We start from the raw sequence: 22,237 nt of genomic DNA on the forward strand, positions 1-22,237 counted from the left end.
ACCCCTCCAAAAACCCAACGGAAGGAGTGCATTTGAACCAATACTGTTCTTTTCTCGGGAATAAGTTTCGAAGCTTGCTTACTCCATGATTGTATGAACCATGGGGTGGCATGGCGAAGCAGGAACCGCAGCAGCCCTTTTTCATACCGCGCGTGGCGGGGGTAACCCCACCTCCACCCAAGCCCCAACCTCAGCCGGAGGTTCAGGCCCCTGTGAAGGCGTTTTTCCGGCCCACCGTGGCCACGCCCCCGCCTCCACCCCAGCTTAAGGCGGAGGTCCAAGCCCCTGCTGAGCCGGTGTTCCAGCCCACTGTGGCCACTCCTCCACCCCAACCTCAGCTGGAGGCCCCAGCCCCTGGTAAGGCAGTGTTCCGGCCCAGTGTGGCCGCGCCTCCGCCACAGCTTAAGCCAGAGGTCCAAACTCCTGCTGAGCCAGCCTTCCGGCCCAGTGTGGCCACTCCTCCACCCCAACCTCAGCCGGAGGCCCCAGCCCCTGGTAAGGCAGTGTTCCGGCCCAGTGTGGCCGCGCCTCCACCCCAGCTTAAGCACGAGGTCCAGGCGCCTGCTGAGCCAGTGTTCCGGCCCAGTGTGGCCATGCCTCCGCCCCAGCTCAAGCCAGAGGTCCAAGCTCCTGCTGAGCCGGTGTTCCAGCCCACTGTGGCCACGCCTCCTCCCCAGTTTAAGCCGGAGGTCCAGCCCCCTGCTGAGCCGGTGTTCCAGCCCGCTGCGGCCACGCCTCCGCCCCAGCTTAAGCAGGAGGTCCAAGCTCCTGCTGAGCCGGTGTTCCAGCCCGCTGCGGTCGCGCCTCCGCCCCAGCTTAAGCAGGAGGTCCAAGCTCCTGCTGAGCCGGTGTTCCAGCCCGCTGCGGCCACGCCTCCGCCCCAGCTTAAGCAGGAGGTCCAAGCTCCTGCTGAGCCGGTGTTCCAGCCCGCTGCGGTCGCGCCTCCGCCCCAGCTTAAGCAGGAGGTCCAAGCTCCTGCTGAGCCGGTGTTCCAGCCCGCTGCGGCCGCGCCTCCACCCCAGCTCAAGCAGGAGGACCAAGCCCCTGCTGAAGCAGCGTTCCAGCCCACTGTGGCCACGCCTCCTCCCCAGTTCAAACCCGAAGTCCAGTCACCTTCTGAACCGGTGGTCCCGCCTACTGTGGCCACGCCTCTCCCGCCGTCGCAGGTTGGCCGGACTCCTTTCCCTGTTCCTCCAAAAAAACAAGGGCGCAAAGGCATGCTCGTCCCAGTGCTGGTGGTTCTGCTTCTTTGCATGGTCCTGGTCGCTCTGGCGATTCTGAAGCCCTCCCTGCTGCAAACGTTCCAGGGATTGGCGACCCCAAAGAAGAGCGGGCCAGATGTTGAGGTGACAAGCTCTTCCAAAACCACGCCGCAGTCTCCCCCCGTGTATCCCGAAGGCGCGTCTCGTGTGGAGGACAAGGAAATCGGATTCTCCTTCGCAGTCCCGGAGGGATACCTGGCCGCTTCCGCGAAAGCCCCCGATGAGCAGTACCTCTTCGAGCGCAAGCTCTTCACGGAGCCCAAACGAACCATCCTGATAAAGAAGGTGAATGGTAACTATCCTGGAGGGTCAGGGACAACGGCAGACCTCCCAGCCCTGCTCGATGGTCACGCCGTTTCTGCCGTCACCTTCAACTGGCGTGGACGCGAACTGAGTGGTTCGCGAAGCCTGGACCCGAATCTCGCCAAGCCCTTTGCGGTATTCTCCGTGGTGATCCCGCTCCACGAGCAGCGCGTTTTGCTTGAAGTAAGCGGCTCCGTGGAGTCTGAAGCGGTGATTCGAGAAGTGATGGATCAGGTGCTGGCGTCCGTCTCGGAGTAAAGACCAACGACGGGTGTGGAGCGATTAGGCCAGACCGGGAAATTCCACGGTCTGCAAAGAGACGCCCCAAAGTTTGTCATTTGCCCTGCCGACGCAGGGTGACACTCGGGCTCTCTCCAAAGAGAGAACGATAGTGCGCCGCGAACCGGCCCAGATGGGTCATCCCGTGGGCCTGAGCGACGTCGATGATCGAAGTTTCATCATTCTCCACACGGAGCAGCACCCGCCGGATCGCATTGAGCCGCAGCGTTTGCAGATAGTCACGGGGACTCTGGTCCTGCACGGTACGGAAGGCATACTCCAGTTCACGCCGGCTCACATGGAGGGCCAGACACACGTCTTCCATCCGGATATTTTCCTCCAGATGATCGTGCATCCATGACCTCGCGTGGTGCACCAACCGGGCTCGATTCCTCAAGGAGCCTCGCGGAGGAGGCGCTTGGGAGGCGATTTCACAGGCAGTGACGAAGCAATGCGTGGCCAGCTCGGAGGCGTCAGCCGCGGCCGCCTTGCCCAGCGCAGGTGATCGTGTCGCAACTTGAATCAGCTCTCGAAGCTGACCCAGGCGGCGGCGGATCTCCCCATTCTGCTCCAGGGTGAGTTGATTCATCGCAAGCGCCGGAATGTCATCCTCCTCAGCCTGCGACAGCCTCAGGCATTGATCCCAAACCAAAGGAGGAACGGCCAGGGTCACCCAAGAAAAGCCCGGTGCCGTGTGGCCATCCAGCTCCTTGCCTGGTTGCAGGAGGCACGCGGTGCCCTGCGGGCCATCGTGCCCATTCCAGGTAGCCTCCGCTGGGCCCATGTTCAAGCACAGGGAACCCCAACCCGCCTCCAGCACACCATTCACATGGGTTTTCACATTTGCCGTGCCCCAATCCAATGCCCAGTCCTGGGACTGGCACTGCTCCACGCTGGAGGAACTTTCCTGGCGCCGTTGGAAGTCCACATTGAGTGCGATCCCGGTGGCCACGTCCGAAAATTCCTCTGGTTCAGAGATGATTCGGCGGGAGTGGAGGAATGGCAGGACAGCCATGAAGGGACGCAGTTCGTCACATTGTGCGCAAAATGGATAGAAAGATAAAGCGATTTTTACGATGTGCCGCAAGTGACACTTCCCATGAAGACCATGCCGTTTCTGCGCCACCTGCCCTCCCTCATTGCCTGCCTTATGGCCATGCTCGCCGCCCCGTCCACAAAGGCCGCCGACCAGCGACCTCCCCACATCCTCCACATCGTAGCCGATGACCTCGGCTGGAAGGACACAGGTTTCAACGGTTGCACTGACATCAAGACTCCAAATCTGGATTCCCTTGCCGCGACGGGCGCGAAGCTCACCAACTTCTACGTGCAGCCCATGTGCACCCCCACCCGGGCCGCGCTCATGACCGGGCGCTATCCCTTTCGCTACGGCCTCCAGACAGCGGTGATCCCATCGGTCTCATCATACGGACTGGATACGAGCGAGCGCCTGCTACCCGAGTGTCTGAAGGACGTGGGTTACAAAACCGCAATCATCGGCAAGTGGCACCTCGGGCATGCGGACAAAAAATTCTGGCCGCGTCAGCGTGGATTCGACTTTCAATACGGCGCCATGATTGGCGAGCTGGACTACTTCACCCACGAAGAGCACGGCGTGACCGACTGGTACCGGAACAACGACGTGGTCAAAGAGGAAGGCTATACCACCCAACTCTTCGGCCGGGAAGCAGTGAAGCTCATCCAGCAGCACAATCCTACCCAGCCTCTGTACCTCTACCTCGCCTTCAACGCACCTCACACGCCCTATCAAGCGCCCAAGGAATACATCGACCGGTATCCAAATATCGCAGACCCCACGCGCCGCACCTATGCAGCCATGGTCTCCTGCCTGGACGATGAGATCGGCAACGTTGTCCGCGCCCTCGAAGAACGCGGCATGCGGGGAAATACCTTCATCGTCTTTCACAGTGACAACGGAGGCACTCGCAATGCCATGTTTGCCGGAGTGATGGCGGACATGTCCAAAATCAAAATCCCCTGTGACAATGGACAGTACCGCGATGGCAAAGGCACCCTTTATGAAGGAGGCACCCGCGTCTGCGCTCTTGCCAACTGGCCCGGACACATCCAGCCGGGCACCAGAGATGGCTTCATCCATGCCGTAGACCTCTTTGCCACTTTTGCCAGCCTGGCCCACGCTCCCACGGACAAGTGCAAGCCCCTCGATGGTCAGAACGTCTGGACAACCCTTGCTTCTGGAGCCGCCTCCCCACGTTCCGAGGTCGTCCACAACGTGGAGCCGTTTCGCGGAGCCGTGCGCCAGGGTGACTGGAAACTGGTATGGCGCACGCTGCTGCCGTCCAGCGTCGAACTGTTCAACCTCGCCGAGGATCCCTCCGAAAAGAACAACCTCGCAACAGTGCAGCCGGAGAAAGTCAGCCAGTTACAGAAGCGGCTTGAGGAACTCGCCAAGGAATCCGCCAAACCCCTTTTCCTCGCCGACCAGTTCAAGGTCGTCATGAAAAACATGAACGGTGAACCGGTGCTGCCGACGGACGAGGAATTTTCCAGCATCGAAGCTCCCTGAATTCCCCCCATTCACCACACAGAATCGATTTGCCCACTCTCAGCATGCATCACATCACCCTGCTCACACTAGCCACCGCCACTCTCCTTCTCAGCTCCTGCGCTGCCGGAACGGTCGACCGTGTCGAAGACCGCGTCGATCGTCGCGAGGACCGCTACGACCGCCGCCACTATAGCGGCCCCGGCGACCAACTGGAGAATCGCATCGATCGCGCGGAGAACGTGAATGACAAGCTCCGTGGTCGTCGCGGTCTTGTTTACTAAGTCGCGTCGCACTTCATCAAACAACAAACCAACCCACACCTCACCACCCGACAGAAAGAAAGTTTCTCCATGAATCTTCGCAACACACTTGTGCTCGCTCTCATCAGTTCAACGACTGCGCTCACCTCCCCCTCCCTTCACGCAGGTCCAGTGACTTCAAAGGCTCCCGTTATTTCTAATCCACCTCCGTCGGAGAGTGGCTGGTGGTTCCGTGCTGCCCCCTACGTGTGGCTCACTGCTGTGGAAGGTGACGTGTCTGTGGGCAGGCTCAGTAGCTCCGTGGATGTCAGCATGAAGGACACGCTGGACAGCCTGGACATGGGATACATGGGCGTCTTCGAGGCGGGACATGGTCGGTGGTCAGTGGGAATGGATGTCGTATACGGCAAGGTCTCGGATGACTTCGCCGCCGGGGGACGGCTCTTCCGCAGTTTCCGCTATGAGCAGAAGCAGTGGCTGCTTACGCCCTTCGCTGCCTATCGCGCCGTGGATGCTGAGAACGTCCAACTCGATATCTTCGCCGGTGCCCGGATCACCATCCTGGAAGCGGAACTCACCGGCCGGTTTGCCCGTGGCGGAGAAATCACCGGCTCCAAGGACACTGACTTTGCGGATCCCATCGTCGGTCTTCGCGGCCAGGTGGGGCTTACCGAGAAGCTCTTCCTTCGTTTCAACGGGGACATTGGTGGCTTTGGCGCCAGCTCCGATCTCACCTGGCAGGCCTTCGCGGGTCTTGGTCTCCGCGTGAGTGATTCAGTCAGCCTTGCCGCCGGCTATCGCGGATTGGGTGTCGACTACGAAAAGGACAGCTTCGCGATGGATACGGTATCGCACGGACCTGTCGTGGGTCTTGAAGTACGCTGGTAATGCGCATTCAAGATGGCTATTGACCCGCGGGATGGTGAAACGCGATGTATTGCGATTCACCATCCCTTGACTAGATGATCTGATCATTTGCCTCGATCCCACGGCTCACTATGATGGCCCCGTGGGACTCAAACAGGATGACAAGGTCGCCGTGCTTCGTGCACGGGTCGAGGAATTGAAGACGCAACTCGCGGACGTCAAAACGCAGCGAGATAATGCGCGTGCCGACCGTGGCGTTCTACAATCGCAACTGCAGGCTCAGCTGGGCGAAAACCAGGCCCTGCATCAGACATGCGACGGCCTGCGCAGGGAATTGCAGGCCAAAGAACACGCCGTGGAAGTGCCCCCCGAATTCAGGGAGGACCACAACAAATTCCTGACTTGGTGCCGGCACATGGGGCGACCCTCGTTCTTCAACGACATCCTCGCTACCTGGGCGCGGAATACAGATGCATTCCGGTCACCGAAATTCGCGGAGGCCTACCAGCGCGGCATGAATTCGGGACATAAGATTGGTCGCCCCAAGGGCTCCGATCTCGATATCCACATAGAGTGGCGGGTGCACATGGTCTTGTGGGCGGCAAGCCATGCTGCAGGACTGGAGGGAGACTTCGTGGAGTGCGGCGTGAATACCGGGATCTGTTCCATTTCCATCTGCACCTATCTGGATTTTAATTTCCTGGGGAAGGACTTCTATCTCTTCGATACCTACCGGGGCATTCCGGAGGAGCAGATGTCCGCTCAAGAAAGGACCGCGCGTGTCGAGGAGAATGGATTGCTCTATGAAGAGTGTTACGAGACGGCGGCACGAAACTTCGCTCCCTGGCCTCGCTGCCGCCTGGTCCGCGGCAAGGTACCGGACACGTTACAGGAAGTGAGCATCAGCAAGGTCGCCTATCTCCATCTTGATATGAATATCGCGGAGCCGGAGCGTGCCGCGCTTGAGTTCTTCTGGGACAAGATGGTCCCCGGTGGAGTCATCCTGCTCGATGACTACGGCTTCTCATCCTATCGAGCTCAATACGATTCCGCCAATGAGTTCGCAGCCAGCAAGGGTGTGATGATCGCCACCCTGCCCACCGGCCAGGGCTTGCTCCTCAAGCGTTGATCACAGAAGTTTCCGACGGCGACGAAGCACCAAGCCAGCGAACGCGATACCCAGCAACATGGCGCGACCGGGCTCAGGTACGGCATCGGCCACGGTGATGATGCCTGAAGTGTACAACGCGCTGGTATCCCATTTGTAAGCTTCCGTGAGCGTCGGCAGATCCAGCGCGGTAAAAGCTCCGGTACGCGTGGTTCCCAGGGTATTCCAATCGATGATCTGCCAGGCGTCACCAATCGCCCAATCCACGAGCCCGTTGAGATTCAGCACACGCAAGATGCTGCCCTCATTGAGGAGCACATTCCCGCCGATGACCAGCATGTCTGCTTCCTCCGGAGCATTGAGCATGCCGCTACCCGCTCCGCTGACGAGATCGAGCGCAATCACGCCACAGGCCTCCACCGTCAGCGAGCCGCTTCCAGATGTGGTGATGTGCAGATCCGCCGCTCCGGTGTAATGCTCGCCCACGCTGAGAAGGCCGCGCACCACCACGGAATTGCCAGCACTGGAAGCGATGGAGCCCGTGCCGGCAAGCGTGCCAGAGGCCTCCACAGACACACTGCCGGTTCCCGTCCCTGATGCTCCATAGGCATTGTTCACCATGAGCGTGCCCGTATTCACTTTCGTGCCACCGGTATAGGTATTGCCCACACTGTCGAGCACCAGCACGCCAGTGGGCGCATTGTTCACCACCACAGATCCCGCTCCGGTGATGTTGTTGTAGATGCTGAAGGTATCACTGCGATTCGTGGCCAGAGTAGCGCCGGTGCTGATGGCTACGTCACCCATGCCCACCATGCCTGAAGTGCCGCCTTTGCCGAGCTGGAGTATACCTTCCGAAATGGTGGTGCCGCCCGTGTAGGTGCTGTTACCTGTGAGAACCCATCTTCCAGTCCCCACCTTTTCCAGCTTGCTGGAGATGGAGGCGCTGGCATCCGCATAACTGACAATCTCATTCTCTCCGGTGTTGGTGCCGCCCAGACGAAGCACACGCTGCACGGTATTCGAGCCCCCGGCTGTGAAGGCGGAGGTGAACTTCAATGTGCCCTTCCCCACATTCTCAATGGCAGCAACCACTGAGACGACACTATCGGCAGTATCCGTGTTGGTCACGATGATGGGCCGGTTTGTCACCGAGTCCGTATCGCCGATGTAGCGAAGAGTGGCCAGTGCCGAGGCATTCAGCGCGGAGGTGGTCAGACCGGCCATCTGGATGATGTGTGAACTCGCATCGAAGTCACCCGTGCCCAAGGAACTGGCCTGGCCACGGTCCGCCAGCTTGGTGACCTCAAGGATGTTTCGATTCACAATGGTGGATCCCTTGTAGGTATTGGATGAACCCAACTGCAAAGTACCCTGGTCGATGATGACGCTGACGTTGTTCTCGAAGGTTCCGCTGCCGCCAATGAACCCGCTCCGGAAGTCGCTCGTGGTGGAGACGTAATGGCGGAAGGTGGCCAGGCTCGCCGTTCCCCCAACCAAAGCGTTGGAGGTCCCACTTCCCTGAGTGCGCAGGCCACCCCAAAGCGCGACGGCATTGCCGCCTGTTCCTCCCAGCACAAGCTTCGCGCTGCTGCCGCCACTGCCCAGGATGTAGTTCGCGCTGTAGTACGTTCCATACGAGATGGACGTGGCGGTTGTCTTGACGAGTTGCATCACGCCTTCCTGAATGCGGAAGTCGCCTGTGTAGTCTCCGGCGACGTAGGCGGTGTTGTATTCAAGAATCAGCGTGCCAGCGCCGGCCTTCGTGATGGGCGCGTAGAGGTGACCGGAGAGCGTCAGGGAACCTGCCGTGTTGTTTTGAATGATGACCAAATCGCTGGTGGCAGTGGCGGCTCGCAGATTGCCTCCACGAATGGCAGCGTCGTTCGCCCCGACATTGGAGGATACAAGAATCCCCCCTGTAGTAAGGTCATTGCCTGAACCCACCGTGACCGTGGTAGCTTGTGCTTGATGGAAGCGCAGGCTGCTCAACGTGGTGTTTCCTGAGAGTGCGGTGGCGGTGACCCCGGCAGCAACATCCGCATTACCAGCCAGCGTGGTGGCTGTGCTGGCGGTGTACCCGTTCGCAATGGTGGAGAGCCCCACGATGGAGCGCGAACCGGACACGGCCACGCCGGTAGCCGCCCAGTCGTCCGCCCCCATCGTGGAGAAAGCTACCCCTCCCACTGCCAGCAATGCATTGTCCGCACCTGCAGTCGTCTTAAGGCTACCGCTGGAAGGCGGGTCGAAGCGTAAGGTCGCGCCTGCAGCGCGGGTGATATCGCCAAAGCTGAGGTTCATCGCACCCGTGCCAGTCGAGACGGCGGTGATGCGTGAATAGCCCGCATTCAGCGTGAGCGTTCCCATCGCCTGGCTGCTGACGCTATTCGTCTTGCCTGTGGTCTTGAAGGTTGCCCCAGCCATCACCAGCGTTCCAACGGAGCTACTCAGTGTCACGCCATTGTAGAGGATGTTTGAGGCGGGAGCCCCCGCACCATCGAAGTTCAGATGCAGAGTGCCGTTGTTTACGGTGGTGAGGCCGGTGTAGGTGTTCGTTCCCGTGAGATTCACGGTACCCGAATCATTCTTGGTTAGGGTTGTCACGGCGGTGGCGACACCCCCATTGGTAATGACACCAGTGACGTTGATGGTTCCTGCCCCACCCAAATGAACCAGACGCGTGCTGCTGCCTGAGCTGGATCCGTTTTTCACTGAGCCGGAAATCGTCAGCGTCGTGCCGGCATCCGCCGTGATGGAGTTTGCGGCTGTTGCTGATGCGTTCGTGGTGGTCAGAGCACCGGACAAGGTGTTGTTGCCGGAGACATTGCGAATGGCGCCCGTGTTGTTGAACCCGGTTCCATTGAAGACAATGCTCTCTGCCACAGTACTGTCTGTGGAGAAGAATAGTTCCAAAGAAGATCCTGAGTTTACCGTCGTAACGCCCTGTGTGGCATTACCCAACGCATTCACATGGGTGATGCGGAGCACACCTTCATTGACGGTGAATGCCCCGGTGGTGATGGCGGTATTGTTTCCTCCGACCGTGAGCATGCCGGTGCCATTTTTGACAACGCCTTGGGTCGTGAAATTGATGCGCCCGTTCACCACCGTATCTCCCGCGCCACCGAAGGTCAGGTTATAGCCAGTGGTAGTGGGGGTGAACGAATTAGTTCCGGAGGTGAAGTTCAGCGTGCCGGCATCTGACATGATGAGCGTATTCGCCGTGATGGTCACCGTGCCATTGATGGTGTTGTTCCCACCGAGGTTGCGAATGGCGCCAGTGTTGTTCTGTCCATTGCCGGTGATGGTGAAACTTCTGTTCGCGGTGATGCTTCCAGAAAGCTGCAGTTCCGCATTTTGCATCACGGTGACTGTCCCGGAAGTGCCTAGAGCATTGCCACTGCGCATCTCCACCGCACCGGAAGCAATGGTGGTGCCACCGGTGAAGGTGTTGTTACCGGCCAGAACCACCTTCGAGCCGGTGACACCATTGAAGAGCAGCATGACCGCGCCCGACCCGTTGTTGGTGATCGCCGAGTCGATCTGGATCAGCGATTTCACGGAGGTGTTGGTCACAATAATCTGGCCTGCCGTATCTGCGGTGGGACCACCGGAAGTCAATGTTCCACCGGTGATGAGAAGATTTCCGGCGTCTGCCCCGAGTTGGATGCCGCCCCCTCCAGAAGCCGTGGCGCCCAGTCGCAGAGTGCCCCCCGTGAGATCCAGCACCCGGTCATCGCACTTGTCTGTCATGGAAACGGTCCTGAGATCCGTGGTGCCACTGGCCACCGTGACATTCCCGGAGGAGCTGCCGGAAATGGTCAGGTGGCTATCGGACGAATAGCCAGGCAGAGTGGAGACAGTGCTGCCCGTCACATGCGTCAGATTGCCAGCAAAGCCTCCCGTGATGACACCTCCGGACACTTGAGCCCAGGAGGTCTTCCCCGAGGCATCGCGATACGTTGCCCATGGCCCAAGAATTCCATCAGCCATAGTAGTGTTGATGACACCCGCTGCTGGCCCTCCGATAGCCAGCATGCTCGCACCGGTGCGGGTGATGGCTCCAATGCTCACATTCATCGAACCTCCCGCACCCGAGGTGAGATTGATGGCCGTGAGCCCGCCCTGACCTGCGAAACCTGCATTGACGATCACATCACCGAACCGCTGCGAATTTATCGTGCCAGCCTTCCCGACCACATTGAGTACGGTGGCCGAGTTGTAGCCAGCTTGAAGACTCAACGTGCCCGCATTCGTCACTCCATGGTACAGGATGTCCTCAGTGGGTGCCGTTGTGGCCGAAAAGTCTATCGAGGTGATGGCTCCGTTGTAGGTGCTCGCCGTGCGCCCCAAGGTGGTCGTGCCGGTGTAGGTATTTGTCCCGGTAAACGCAAAGGTGCCCACACCACCCGAGAAGATGGCATATCGCGAGAATCCATAGTTCCCGCCAATGGATCCGCTGACGACGGTGCCTGTGATGAGTCCATTGCTGAGGATACCAGCATCTGCAGTGAGCGTGATGGGGCCGGAAATGGTCGTGTTTGAGGAATCAAGGCGGATGGCCCCATAAGTGCCTGTGCCGCCACCGAATCCGGCAAGACTGAACGCCTGGCCGAAGGTGCCGCCACCGCTCATGGCGAAAGCGCTGCCGTTCTCCACCACGATGCTCGAGACTCCGGCGAAGTTTGCGGCATTGGTGCTGCGAACCCAGAGACCGCCGAAACTGTTTTTGATCGTGAGCGTCCCGGTCAGCGTGGTGGCACCACTGAAGGTGACATATCCATAATTCGTTCCGGCGGATTTTTGAATCGTCAGGTTGTTCCCCGTAATGGGCGCCGAGAAGGTGATGAAGAAGCTGCCTGTGCTGGAGCCCTCCGCGACGTTGATGACGGCATTGTCAGCAAACGCAATGGAGCCACCACTCGCGGCAGCGATGGTGTAAGGCAAGGCCGTGGCACTTGCAGACAGGCCGAGGAAATTCATGCCCGCCACGTTCACCGCCTGACCGGTGATGGTCACCGTATCCGCCGTGGCACCGGGAACACCTGCGATGCCGAACTGGGCAATGACAGGATTGAGGTTATCCCAATTCACATTTGCAGCCCCATCCCACCACTGACCGCTGCCAAGCCACTGGCCGGAGCCGTTTGTTTGAGTGGCTGTGGTGCCATTGGCATCCCAGGTGAAGATGCTCTGCGCAAATGCCGTTGCAGCAGAAAGGGCTAGCGTGCATGCGATGCTGACAGCGCGGAGGCTTGTGATTCGTAGCGTATGCATGGGGTCGTCTCCCCCAGACATGGACTCTCCGCTTTGCGAAGCATCTGCCTTCGCAACATGAAGAATGAATTGAGGTGGGGGTTTGCGACTTGAAAAGCATGCCGCGTGCCACCGTTCACACGCTCAGGTGTCAGAATCTGACACGAAATGACGCTTTTATGCCTGAAGCGGCACCGCGCTCACCATCGTTATGCAATAAAATAGAATAACGGATAGAGAAATAACGCCACCCACAGGGACCTTCCCTCCAACTGCGAGATTCATGCCTCGGGTGAGTTGGAGGGATTCCTCAATACCGAAAAACGGAACATGGCTTCACGCTCCGTTCCCGAGCGTCCTACTCCAGCATTTCCACCTTCGGGAGGTCGAGTTCGAAGATGCCTTCAATCTCCACCGCGATGTTTCCTGGCAGCGGGCCCATGCCCACGGCACTCCGCGCTCCGATACCGCGGTCCTTGCCCCACACTTCCGAGAAAAGCTCACTGCAGCCGTTGATGACCTTGGGGTGATCGTAGAAGTCTGGTGCCGAGTTTACCATGCCAAGGAGCTTCACCACACGCTTCACGGCATCCAGCGTGCCGAACTGTTTCTTCAGCGTGGCCAGCATCGCCAGACCCACCTGACGCGCCGCTTCCTTGCCCTGGGCCAGCGTCAGATCCATGCCCACCTGTCCGGTGATGAGCGTGCCGTCCGAGCGCAAGGGGCCGTGGCCGGACATGTAGGCCAGATTTCCCACGATGACGATGGGCTTGTAGACGGCGACCGGTACGGGTGCTGCGGGCAGTTCCAGATTCAGTTCAAGGATGCGGGATTCGGCGGACATGGCAGGAGACTACAGAAACCTGCCCGCTTCTTCCAAGCCGAAAGTGCGCAATCCTGACGAAGAAAAGCAGCCGTAACGGCCACGGCTCCGGGACTCGCGGTCAATGCTCCTTCGGCTCAATGACGTACATGGCCAGGGTGGCATTGAACGCATCCGAAAGGCTCATGCGTTTCAACTCATGGCCGGCTCCCCAGGAATCGGTGAAAATTACCTGCTGCTTCGCCTGGTTGTACCCAATGATGAGCCGCATGTGTCCCCCACCGGCCTGAGCGGCATTGGCTGGTTCCTCGGGGTACCGCCCCAATTCAAGCGCCCAGAGCATGGGAATGCCTTTCGAGGTGTAGTCCTCGATCTGCTTTTCGAACTTGGCAAAGGGGACCTCCGTCATGCGATTGCCATACGGAACGCCATAGCCACCCCGGCTCAGGCGGTAGCCCAGTGCCTTGAAGTTCACCTTGAAGCGACTGTCGATCTTCCGGAGGGCGTCTTCCATGTCCATGGAGTTCGTTCCACTGCCCGCATCCGAGCCGGCGATTTGCGCAATCTCGTGCTGGTCACAGGGGATGCGCAGATAGCTAAACAACCGCTGACAAGAAGCCACGACGCAATATCCCTTGGCCCCCTGATCGACCATCGGCACCTCGCCAATGAACACGTCACCGTTTTTCTCACGCTTCACGAATCGGGGGAGCTCGGCCTTTCCCAGCGCGGTGCGGCGCATGCTCTGTCCCGTTTCGCTGGCAAAGGCCTCACGCTCTCCCGGTGCCGCGAGGCGGAGGCGGAGAAACTCGGGCTGGCCACCCTCCAGCGCGCCCGCATTGTACTCGAGCGCGGCCAGTGCGGACGGCGCGTTCCACGCCCAGCCGCCAATCTTCACTGCAGATTGCGCGCTGGGACGCCGCTCGGTGGGACGCACTCCAAGAATCTTCCCCATGGAGACGCCGGCCGTCTGGTAGCGCCGCTTGAATTCCTCCGCCTGCACCGATCCGCTGTCACCGCGATTGTAGAGAGACACAGACACACGCGAAGCCTTCCCTTTGGTGAACTCAACCACCGCCTCCTCCACCGGGACCGCGCCATCGAAGAGACTGAGGTCCACCTCGACATTGCTGAAGGGATGTCGTGAGAAACGCACGCCCGTCTTGTCGCTCGTAAGCCACTGGTAGTACGGAGACTCGTCTCCGCCCGGCGTGGCAAACAACTTCTCCACCCTCTCCGGGGTGAGGGACCAAAGCGCAGGCAATGCCAGGAGGGAATCGAGGTTCAGAAAGAACTTCGGATCCTCAGTCATGAGTTTCTGCACGGGATAACCAGCCACCAGAATCGGATCAGCTGAGGCTGGTGCAAAGGAAATGCGCATCAGCTTCTTGTTCTTGCTCACGCTGAGCACGCCCATGGCGTTGGCGTTTCGCCAGACCATGGTGCGCATGCCTTTCTCACCTTCGAATCCGCGGAGTTGCGCTTGCGCGGTAGGCGTGGCAGCGAACAACGTGTCCAGAGCACTCTGCACCGAAGCCAGCAATTTCTCGAAATCCGGCGTCTCCTGCGTCACCTGAACGATCAGTTGATTCACCTTGCCGCCGGTAAAATACACCCCTGCATAGTCCACCGGTACCTTGCCTGCGAAGAGGCTGAGATGTGCGCCAGAATCGGCATAGGGCTTCGCGTCAAAGACCGCCACGTCCTTCGCCCCCTTGGTACGCCCAATCCAGTAGAACTCCGGACTTTGCTTCACCCCGGCATCCACAAAAGCCGTGCCGACCGTCTCCTGGGTCTTGTCCCAGAGACCAGGAAAGGTTAGCAGCGGATCAAGATTAACCTGCACCTTGCCGCTTTCCGATTGGGCGGACAATGCAGGCGCGGCAAGTTGCACGACGCCACAGACCAGCAGGAGGGGAAGCAGATGGCGGAGCATAGGAGAAAAATTGGTTTTGGAGGACCGCTAATGGGCGCTTACTGACGCTAATAATTCAGGCTCTTCTCCTCTCTTGCCTTGGCTGGATCGGCTTCCTCTTGGAAAGATCTACGAATTCCGAGAGCACAAGGCGGCGCCATTCAACTTCCTTGGCTGGCCCAAAGTTGATGAGATATCCCACAGGCTTTCGTGAAAGTCGCATGTAATTCATCAATTGCCCCTGATGGTCCGAAGCCAAGGCACTGAGGGATTTCAGTTCCACTACAATGGTGTTGTACACATACAAATCGGGGACGTAGCGTTTCCGCAATTCCCTTCCCTTATAGAAGACCGCGATCTCCTGTTTGGCCACGAAGGGGATGCTCCTGCGCTCCAATTCATTCTCCAGGCATTCTTGGTAAATATCTTCCAGCAGCCCGCCTCCGACTTCACGATGCACCTCAAATGCCCCCCCCATGAGATCATACCCTTCCTGGGCAAATGGCACTCTGCACTCTGGAATGTCGAAATCTTCCGGTTTCATTTCAGCGCATTATGCCGAAGCTGCCCATCGATGGCACCATCACAAAGGTCCAAACATTAGCGTTCGTTAGCGTCAATTAGCGGTCCGAAAACCAAACTAACCTACCGCACTTCCACGCACTTTGGCAAGGGGAGCTACGCCAGGAGCGGTTTCACCACATTCCCTGCCACGTCTGTCAGGCGGAAGTCGCGGCCTTGGAAACGGAAGGTGAGGCGTTCGTGATTCACCCCCAGCAGGTGCAGCAGGGTGGCGTGGAAGTCATTCACATGCACAGGGTCACGGGCGATGGTGTAGCCGAGTTCATCCGTCTCACCATAGGTCATGCCGCCCTTGATGCCGCCGCCGGCCATCCAGAAGGTGAAGCAACCACGGTGGTGGTCGCGACCAAAGCTGGGGATGTCTCCCTTGGTAATGCTGCCCTGCGAATAGCTCGTGCGACCAAACTCTCCACCCCAAATCACCAGGGTATCCTTGAGCATGTCGCGCTGCTTGAGGTCCTTGATGAGCGCGGCACACGGTTGGTCAATCTCCGAGGCGCCCATCGCGAAGTCACGAGGCAGACCGCCATGGTGATCCCAGCCCGGGTGGTAGAGCTGGATGAACTTGACGTTCTTCTCCGCAAGGCGACGCGCCAGAATGCAATTTGCCGCGAAGCTGCCGGGCTTCTTCGCATCCTTGCCATACATCTCGTAGATGTGCTCGGGCTCACCGCTGATGTCCGTGACTTCCGGCACACTGGCCTGCATGCGGAAGGCCATTTCATATTGCTCGATGCGCGAGTTGATGGCTGCATCCTGCCTGATGGCATGCTCATGCGCGTGCAACTTGTTCAGGGCATCGAGCATATTGCGCGTGTCCTGGCGTGCGACCCCTGCGGGTTCGCTGAGATACAGCACCGGATCCTTCGCCGCGCGGAACTGCACGCCCTGATACTGCGTGGGAAGAAATCCGCTGTCCCAAAGCCGGGCACTCAGCGGCTGGTCCACGCCACGCTTGCTGATGAGCACGATGAAGCTCGGCAGGTCGCGATTATCCGTGCCGAGGCCATAGCTCACCCACGCACCGATGCTCGGGCGACCAGGGAGGGGAGAACCTGTCTGCAGAAATGTCAGGGCAGGGTCGTGATTCACCGCCTCCGAGAACATGCTCTTCACGAAACAAAGATCGTCCACCACCTTCGCCGTTTCGGGGAAGACGGAGCTCACCCAGGCACCACTCTTCCCATGCTGGGCATACTTGTACGGGCTGCCGACGAGCGGGAAGTAACTCTGCGAGCCAGCCATCCCCGGCAGCATCTTGCCCTTGCGCAGGGACTCGGGAAACTCCACGCCCTGCTTCTCATTCAGATAGGGCTTGTAGTCGAAGCTCTCCAGATGCGAGGGCCCACCGCTCATGAAGAGGAAGATCACCCGCTTCGCCTTCGGCGCGAAATGCGGCAAGCCCGGCAATCCACCCAATGATGCAGACGTTGGTGCTTCAGCACTCGGCGCCGCGGACACCATGTCCGCGAGGGCGAGGCTGCCGAAACCAAGACCGGCACGCTGAAGAAGCTGACGACGGGAGAACATTTCTTTCTGTTGGGATTAGGGCTTCATCACACACTCATCGTAGGCCAGCAGGGCACGGGTGAGCATGGTGGTGGCGGCGACTTCCACGGCATTCAGTTTGTCGTCGACAGCAGCTTCACCATTCTTGCGCCGAAGGGCATCGGCTTCCTCGGGCTTGGCCGCAAAATTCTCGCGAGCCTGCTTGATGAGTCCCACAAGAATGTCGCAAGCGCCAGGGTCCAGCTCCTTGGCTGTGAGGATGCGGAACGCAGACTTCGCACGGGCACAGTCATCGCTGGGATGCTCCCGCACCAGCTTCTCGGCGAGCACACGAGCCGCTTCGAGGAATTGCGGATCATTGAAGAGCACGAGTGCCTGCAGGGGCGTGGCGCTCTTCTCGCGTCGTGCCTTGCAAAACTCACGTGTGGGCGCATCAAATACCGACATCGAAGGCGGAGGCAGCGTGCGTCTCCAGAAGGTGTACACACTGCGGCGGAAGAGGTCCTTGCCCGTGCTCTGAACGTAGTCGTGCTGGGTGCCTGAGTCCTCCCACAATCCTGCCGGCTGGTAGGGCTTCACCGGCTCACCACCGATGCGCTTGTCAAGCAATCCGGCAACCGCCAGTGCATTATCGCGCAGTTCCTCGGCCGTGAGACGCACACGCGGGCCACGGGCCAGAAGCTTGTTGTCGGGATCCCGCGTGAGCAGCGCGGGATCTGCCGGAGTGCTGGACTGCCGGTACGTGCCGCTGAGGACCAGCATACGGGCCAGGGCCTTCACGTCCCACCCATTGTCCATGAACGAAACGGCCAGCCAATCGAGCAATGCAGGATTGGCGGGCAATTCGCCCTGAATGCCGAAATCCTCGCTCGTGCCCGAAATGCCGCGACCAAAGAACTGCTGCCACATGCGATTCACAAACACACGAGCGGTCAGGGGATTGCGACGATCCACCAGCCACTGCGCATAGCCGAGGCGGTTGCGCGGAAACTCCGGCGGGAAGGCGAAGACACTGGCCGGCGTGTCCGGACCGACCTTCTCCGTGGGTGAATCAAAGCGTCCGCGCTCCAGGATGTGTGTCTCACGACGCTTCGCCTCAGGCACTTCACGCATGACCATGATCTCCTGCATCTTCATGGAGAGTGCATTCTCCTCGTCGCGCAGCTTCTGGAGCTTTTCCGTCTGCTGTTTCCACTCTGAATCCTTCTCACGCAGGTACCACTCGAACCACTCCTGGCGTGCCACCGGACCACCGGTGCCCGCGATCAGGCGAGCTTCTACAGGAGAGAGCTCGCAACCGTACAGACGGAAGTCATCGACGATGGCGTCGGTGAGGAAATTGTCATTCTTGCGCCCTGCCAGACCGAGCATGGAGTCCTCCACCTTGTCCTTGTCGATGTAGATCTGGGCGTAGGTGATGTCCTTGTAGAGATTGTCCCGCACGATGTCGCAATCCGCAGCGACACCATTGATGTACATCCGCATGCCCTTCGCCTTGCTGGAGCCGTCGTAGGTCGCGGTGATGTGGGTGAGCTGATTGAGCGGCAGCTTCTGCTTCGCGCGGATGCGGATGGCATTGCCTGGCCAGAAGTGGCAGAGGGCGAAAGAGGGCTTCCCATCTTCAATCAGCACTTCATAACCACGCGAACCCGCATCGAGACCCGCTCGCGAATGGTGCATGACCACGGCACGCGCTGTTTCCTTCATGGGCTGAATCCAGAAGGACGTGCTGAAAGCTTGCGTACGCGTCCAGTCCCCAGCTCCCGGGATGGACACGTGATTGTCCCCACGGAAGTGCAGGCCATTGCCATTGCGTCCCGGCATCATCTTGGACTTCAGGCGCACCGTGGCGGGGTACTGGGGCTGGGCGAGATTGGCGAACTTCTTGTCCTCCGACATCTCTTCGAACTCGAGTCTCACCAGCGGCTTGGCAGCAGACACCTCGGCATCACTGGAGCGAATCCACTGCATGAAGCGTTCGCGTGCTGCCGGAAGGAGATTCGCCCTCGCGATTTCCTGGGCGGCGATCTCAAAACGCACTTCGGCATGCCGCTTTTCTTCACCTTTGTCCTTGTACACGAACATGGTCGGCGCCGGGATGGAGTCCGTGTACACCGTGTAGAGGCCGCACTCGTCGATGTTGTTCAGGAAGGCAGCGATGCTGTAGTAGTCCTTCGTGGAGATGGGGTCATACTTGTGGTCGTGGCAGCGGGCGCACTCCAGGGAGAGTCCCATGAAGGTGATGCCATTGGTACGCACACGATCCGCAATGATGTCCTGGCGGAATTCCTCCTCATCACTGCCTGCTTCATTGCTCTGCTGCGGAAGGCGGTTGAAGGCCGTGGCGAGATACATGTCCTGTGTGGCGCCGGGCATCATGTCGCCGGCGGTCTGCCATAGGACGAACTTGTCATACGGCACGTTCGTGTTGAAGGCGCGCACCACCCAGTCGCGATAAGGCCAGGTGAGACAGTCGTGGTCTTCATGCCGGCCGTACGTGTCCGCGTAACGAGCCACATCCAACCAGGCGACGGCCATGTGCTCACCATAAGCTTCGCTGGAGAGCAGACGATCCGTCACTTTCTCAAACGCCTCCGGCGACGAATCCGCCAGAAATGCATCCAGCTCCGTGAGTGTGGGAGGCAGGCCGGTGAGGTCAAAGGTCACACGACGAAGCCAGTCAGAGCGAGAGATGTCTGCCGCGGGGGTGATGCCTTCCTTCTCCAGCCTGGCCAGCACAAAGGCATCTACAGGAGCTTTCACGCGGGACTCGTAGCTCCGGAGCTCGGGCACGGCGGGCTTCTGCGGCGGGATGAAGGCCCAGTGCTTCTCGTAAGGGGCGCCCTGCTCAATCCAGCGGCGGATGGTGCCAATCTGCTCCGGAGTCAGCGGACGCTGCTCCTTCGGCGGGGGCATGATCTCGTCCGTGTCATGGGTGATCAGGCGCTTGAAGAGTTCACTCTCGTCCGGCTTGCCCGGCACGATGGACTTCGCGGCAAGAACATTGTCCCGGTCATCCAGGCGCAGGTCCGCCTTGCGCTGCTTCACATCCTGCCCGTGACACTTCAGGCAATGCTCCGCTAGGATAGGCTTTACCTCAAAGTTGTAACTGACGGGTGTGCCATCTCCCGCACACGCACTCACCGCAGAGCTCAGCACGGTGAATCCGAGGAGGAGTTTTCGCATAGAAACTGGCATCTTGAGGAAATTTCGGTCGGACACTACCCGAGTATTTCAAGGCATCAAGCACCAAGCCTGCCACCCCCTTCGGAAGGAGCAAAATGATCCGGAAATGACACGCCCTCAAGACCCTAGCCGCCATCGGCACCGCGAGGCAAAAACGTGGCAAATTGCCATTTTTCCCAGCCACAAACAGTCAACGCGTGGGAAAAATCGGCTGGACGGAATCGGAAACTGGCCAAGCATCAGCCACCCCCTTTTGCCATGCCCCGCTTCCGCTCTTTGCTTACACCCCTCAATTTTGGACGTCTGATTCTCCTGGGAGTGCTGCTAGTTTCTACGGAACAACTCGACGAAATGCGCCCGCCGTGGAAGTCCGCCTGGGCCCGTCACATCGCCGAAGGCAAGGAACCGACCTTCGGTGAACACCTTTCCACCGGGCTCTGGTATGGCGCGGCGGCCCGGGTGGGTATCTGTGGCGCCTTGCTGGCGGTATCGTTCCTGTGGGGTGTCGGCCTGAAAAGGAGCTATCCCTCCCCCACACCTCTTTCCCTTGCCCGGCCAGATGATGCAGCGGTGTCCCCCCGTACTTTCGCCTTGGTACTGGGGGTGATTGTGGCGGGATCTCTGGTGCTTCGGCTGCCAAGGATGACCCACTCCTTCTGGGGAGACGAGGCAGACGCCATGGCCACCTATGTCCACGGCAACTTCCGGCCTGCGGAAAAGAACGAGCCGGAGGGCCGCTTGTACTTCGAGCAACCCACCTGGGGTCAGAGCTTCTTCAGCGCACGCCATGGGGCGAACAACCACGTGCTCTTCACTCTTGCCAGCCGCACGTGTCTGAACGGCTGGCGTCTGGTGACCGGACAGCCCCAGACAGCATTTGTGGAATGGGCAGCTCGCCTTCCCTCTCTCATCGCCGGCTTGGGCAGCCTGGTCACGCTGGCCCTGTTGCTGAGACGATGGGGACTCCCCACCGTGGGCCTGCTGGCGGCCGCGGTGATGTCCATCCATCCGTGGCATGTGCGGTACACGGCGGAAGCGCGAGGGTACGCGCTCATGCTGCTTCTCATGCCCATACTTTTGATCGTGCTCACGAATGCGCTTGAGAAGAACCTCTGGCGTGACTGGTTGCTCTTCGCCCTGGGCGAGTTTCTCCTGATGTACTCCTGGGCTGGCATCATGTACGGTCTGGCCGCGCTCAATGTCGCTGCTGCGGTGCTGATGCTGCTGCGAAAAGATCGCCTGCCGCTGCTGGTGCGCTGGACTACCGCCAACATGCTGGCCGCGGTGGTCTTCGTGTCGCTCTATCTGCCGCACCTGCCACAGATAGAAAGCGCAAGAAAACGACTGCTGTGGATCAAAGGCCTGCCCATGGACAAGGTCTGGTTCCACAACCTGATCACGCAACCCTTCACGGGCATCTCGTATCACGAGATGAATGCCGGCAATCCATCCGAAATGAGTTGGGAGCGACTGTTCCGTGAGTCTCCTGCCATCACCTCGACCGGGTTCGCCATCATTCTGCTGGCGTTTGCCGTGGGATTCGTAGCCCTGTGGCGGCGCAACCGGTCAGTGGCATGGCTGGTGTCTGCCATCCTCGGAGCTAGCGTGGTCTGCACCCTGCACTTCAAATTCATCCTCAAGGATGAGCTTCGGGCCTGGTATCTCATTTTTACCCTGCCCTTCATCTCCTTGTGCGTGGCTCTCGGACTGTACGAAATCACCTCCCTGATAAAGAAGTGCGCCGCCCAAGGACCGTCTCCACTTATGGCCCGAACAGGTGCTGTGATCGTTTGCCTGCTTCTCATCGGAGCCTCCACCTGGCCCATGAATGCCAGCCTGATCACCCAACCCGAAGAAGACTACAAGGGAGTTGTAGCTGCCAGCCTCTCCCGTCATGAGAGCTTCGCTCCAGACACGGCATCAAAGGTCCACGTGGTCTGGCTGTGGCGCTTCTCCGCGCTGTACGATCCCCGGGGTGAAAGCCGTGCGAGAAACCTGCCAGATCTAAAGGTCTACATGGAGAAGGCACTTCAGTCGGGACGTGAGTTGTACGTCGTCGTGGGCTTCCGTGAACTGGCGAAACTGAAAAGCGCGGACATCCTCGCCGTGCTTGAGGATCCCGCGCAGTATGAGAGCGTGGTTTCCTTTCCCTCACGCGAGTCGCTGCACACGCTGGATGTGTACCGGATGAAGCGGAGTGGAGCTTCGGCTCTAACCACTAATAAACACTAACGGAACGCTAATAGGATCTGTGTTGGCAATCCGCAGTGAGATGTATTGGTCCCACGGAGCTTAACATTTGCAAGGAAGCAACCGAACGCACTACCACTGCCTCGACCGAAACAACACTTATCAGT

At 59.4% G+C, this 22,237-nt stretch carries 13 protein-coding genes; 6 read left to right on the plus strand and 7 right to left on the minus strand.

What is annotated here, in order from left to right:
• Positions 1-110: 110 nt before the first annotated feature.
• Complete coding sequence (locus G5S37_RS23465) at positions 111-1,823, plus strand: hypothetical protein (RefSeq protein ID WP_165207238.1); 1,713 nt, start codon at positions 111-113, stop codon at positions 1,821-1,823.
• 76 nt (positions 1,824-1,899) lie between these two features.
• On the opposite strand, the gene G5S37_RS23470 is transcribed toward G5S37_RS23465, so the two are convergent.
• Positions 1,900-2,859 (minus strand): AraC family transcriptional regulator, encoded by a 960-nt coding sequence (locus tag G5S37_RS23470; RefSeq protein WP_165207240.1) that lies wholly within the window; start codon positions 2,857-2,859, stop codon positions 1,900-1,902.
• 135 nt (positions 2,860-2,994) lie between these two features.
• Here G5S37_RS23470 and G5S37_RS23475 point away from each other — a divergent pair, with 135 nt between their 5' ends.
• The 4 genes from G5S37_RS23475 (at position 2,995) to G5S37_RS23490 (ending at position 6,630) form a co-directional block, all read left to right on the plus strand.
• On the plus strand, positions 2,995-4,392 hold the full coding sequence (locus G5S37_RS23475) for an arylsulfatase (RefSeq protein WP_206026515.1): 1,398 nt from the start codon (positions 2,995-2,997) through the stop codon (positions 4,390-4,392).
• Between the two features lie 44 nt (positions 4,393-4,436).
• A complete protein-coding gene (locus G5S37_RS23480) occupies positions 4,437-4,655 on the plus strand; it encodes a hypothetical protein (RefSeq protein ID WP_165207244.1) in 219 nt (72 codons plus the stop codon).
• 69 nt (positions 4,656-4,724) lie between these two features.
• Positions 4,725-5,522, plus strand: a complete 798-nt coding sequence (locus tag G5S37_RS23485) for a hypothetical protein (protein WP_165207246.1) — start codon at positions 4,725-4,727, stop codon at positions 5,520-5,522.
• Positions 5,523-5,643: 121 nt separating this feature from the next.
• Positions 5,644-6,630: a TylF/MycF/NovP-related O-methyltransferase gene (locus G5S37_RS23490; protein WP_206026119.1), complete on the plus strand. Its 987-nt coding sequence runs from the start codon at positions 5,644-5,646 to the stop codon at positions 6,628-6,630.
• Here G5S37_RS23490 and G5S37_RS23495 read toward each other — a convergent pair whose 3' ends face one another.
• From G5S37_RS23495 to G5S37_RS23520, 6 genes are all read right to left on the minus strand, one after another.
• A complete protein-coding gene (locus G5S37_RS23495; RefSeq protein WP_165207256.1) occupies positions 6,631-11,886 on the minus strand; it encodes an autotransporter-associated beta strand repeat-containing protein in 5,256 nt (1,751 codons plus the stop codon). It lies immediately after the preceding gene.
• Between the two features lie 337 nt (positions 11,887-12,223).
• On the minus strand, positions 12,224-12,709 hold the full coding sequence (locus G5S37_RS23500) for a RidA family protein (protein ID WP_165207258.1): 486 nt from the start codon (positions 12,707-12,709) through the stop codon (positions 12,224-12,226).
• Positions 12,710-12,809: 100 nt separating this feature from the next.
• Positions 12,810-14,624, minus strand: coding sequence for a C39 family peptidase (locus G5S37_RS23505; protein ID WP_165207260.1), 1,815 nt, complete (start codon positions 14,622-14,624; stop codon positions 12,810-12,812).
• Between the two features lie 55 nt (positions 14,625-14,679).
• The gene (locus G5S37_RS23510) at positions 14,680-15,147 is read right to left on the minus strand and encodes a GxxExxY protein (RefSeq protein ID WP_165207262.1); all 468 of its coding nucleotides are present in this window, start codon (positions 15,145-15,147) and stop codon (positions 14,680-14,682) included.
• A gap of 134 nt (positions 15,148-15,281) precedes the next feature.
• Positions 15,282-16,715, minus strand: coding sequence for a DUF1501 domain-containing protein (locus G5S37_RS23515; RefSeq protein ID WP_165207264.1), 1,434 nt, complete (start codon positions 16,713-16,715; stop codon positions 15,282-15,284).
• 15 nt (positions 16,716-16,730) lie between these two features.
• The gene (locus tag G5S37_RS23520) at positions 16,731-19,880 is read right to left on the minus strand and encodes a DUF1553 domain-containing protein (RefSeq protein ID WP_165207266.1); all 3,150 of its coding nucleotides are present in this window, start codon (positions 19,878-19,880) and stop codon (positions 16,731-16,733) included.
• Positions 19,881-20,138: 258 nt separating this feature from the next.
• Between G5S37_RS23520 and G5S37_RS23525 the strand changes: the two genes are divergently transcribed.
• Positions 20,139-22,112 carry a glycosyltransferase family 39 protein gene (locus G5S37_RS23525; RefSeq protein WP_165207268.1) on the plus strand — a complete coding sequence of 658 codons (1,974 nt, stop codon included), beginning with the start codon at positions 20,139-20,141 and terminating at the stop codon, positions 22,110-22,112.
• Positions 22,113-22,237: the final 125 nt, after the last annotated feature.

The organism is Roseimicrobium sp. ORNL1 (genome assembly GCF_011044495.1).
Classification (GTDB): Bacteria; Verrucomicrobiota; Verrucomicrobiia; order Verrucomicrobiales; family Verrucomicrobiaceae; genus Roseimicrobium.

Coding starts and splice junctions, on each gene's coding strand:
- G5S37_RS23480 (WP_165207244.1), top strand. CDS start 4,437: ATGCATCACATCACCCTGCTCACACTAGCCACCGCCACTCTCCTTCTC.
- G5S37_RS23465 (WP_165207238.1), top strand. CDS start 111: ATGGCGAAGCAGGAACCGCAGCAGCCCTTTTTCATACCGCGCGTGGCG.
- G5S37_RS23505 (WP_165207260.1), bottom strand. CDS start 14,624: ATGCTCCGCCATCTGCTTCCCCTCCTGCTGGTCTGTGGCGTCGTGCAA.
- G5S37_RS23520 (WP_165207266.1), bottom strand. CDS start 19,880: ATGCGAAAACTCCTCCTCGGATTCACCGTGCTGAGCTCTGCGGTGAGT.
- G5S37_RS23525 (WP_165207268.1), top strand. CDS start 20,139: ATGCCCCGCTTCCGCTCTTTGCTTACACCCCTCAATTTTGGACGTCTG.
- G5S37_RS23500 (WP_165207258.1), bottom strand. CDS start 12,709: ATGTCCGCCGAATCCCGCATCCTTGAACTGAATCTGGAACTGCCCGCA.
- G5S37_RS23485 (WP_165207246.1), top strand. CDS start 4,725: ATGAATCTTCGCAACACACTTGTGCTCGCTCTCATCAGTTCAACGACT.
- G5S37_RS23510 (WP_165207262.1), bottom strand. CDS start 15,147: ATGAAACCGGAAGATTTCGACATTCCAGAGTGCAGAGTGCCATTTGCC.
- G5S37_RS23470 (WP_165207240.1), bottom strand. CDS start 2,859: ATGGCTGTCCTGCCATTCCTCCACTCCCGCCGAATCATCTCTGAACCA.
- G5S37_RS23495 (WP_165207256.1), bottom strand. CDS start 11,886: ATGCATACGCTACGAATCACAAGCCTCCGCGCTGTCAGCATCGCATGC.
- G5S37_RS23475 (WP_206026515.1), top strand. CDS start 2,995: ATGGCCATGCTCGCCGCCCCGTCCACAAAGGCCGCCGACCAGCGACCT.
- G5S37_RS23515 (WP_165207264.1), bottom strand. CDS start 16,715: ATGTTCTCCCGTCGTCAGCTTCTTCAGCGTGCCGGTCTTGGTTTCGGC.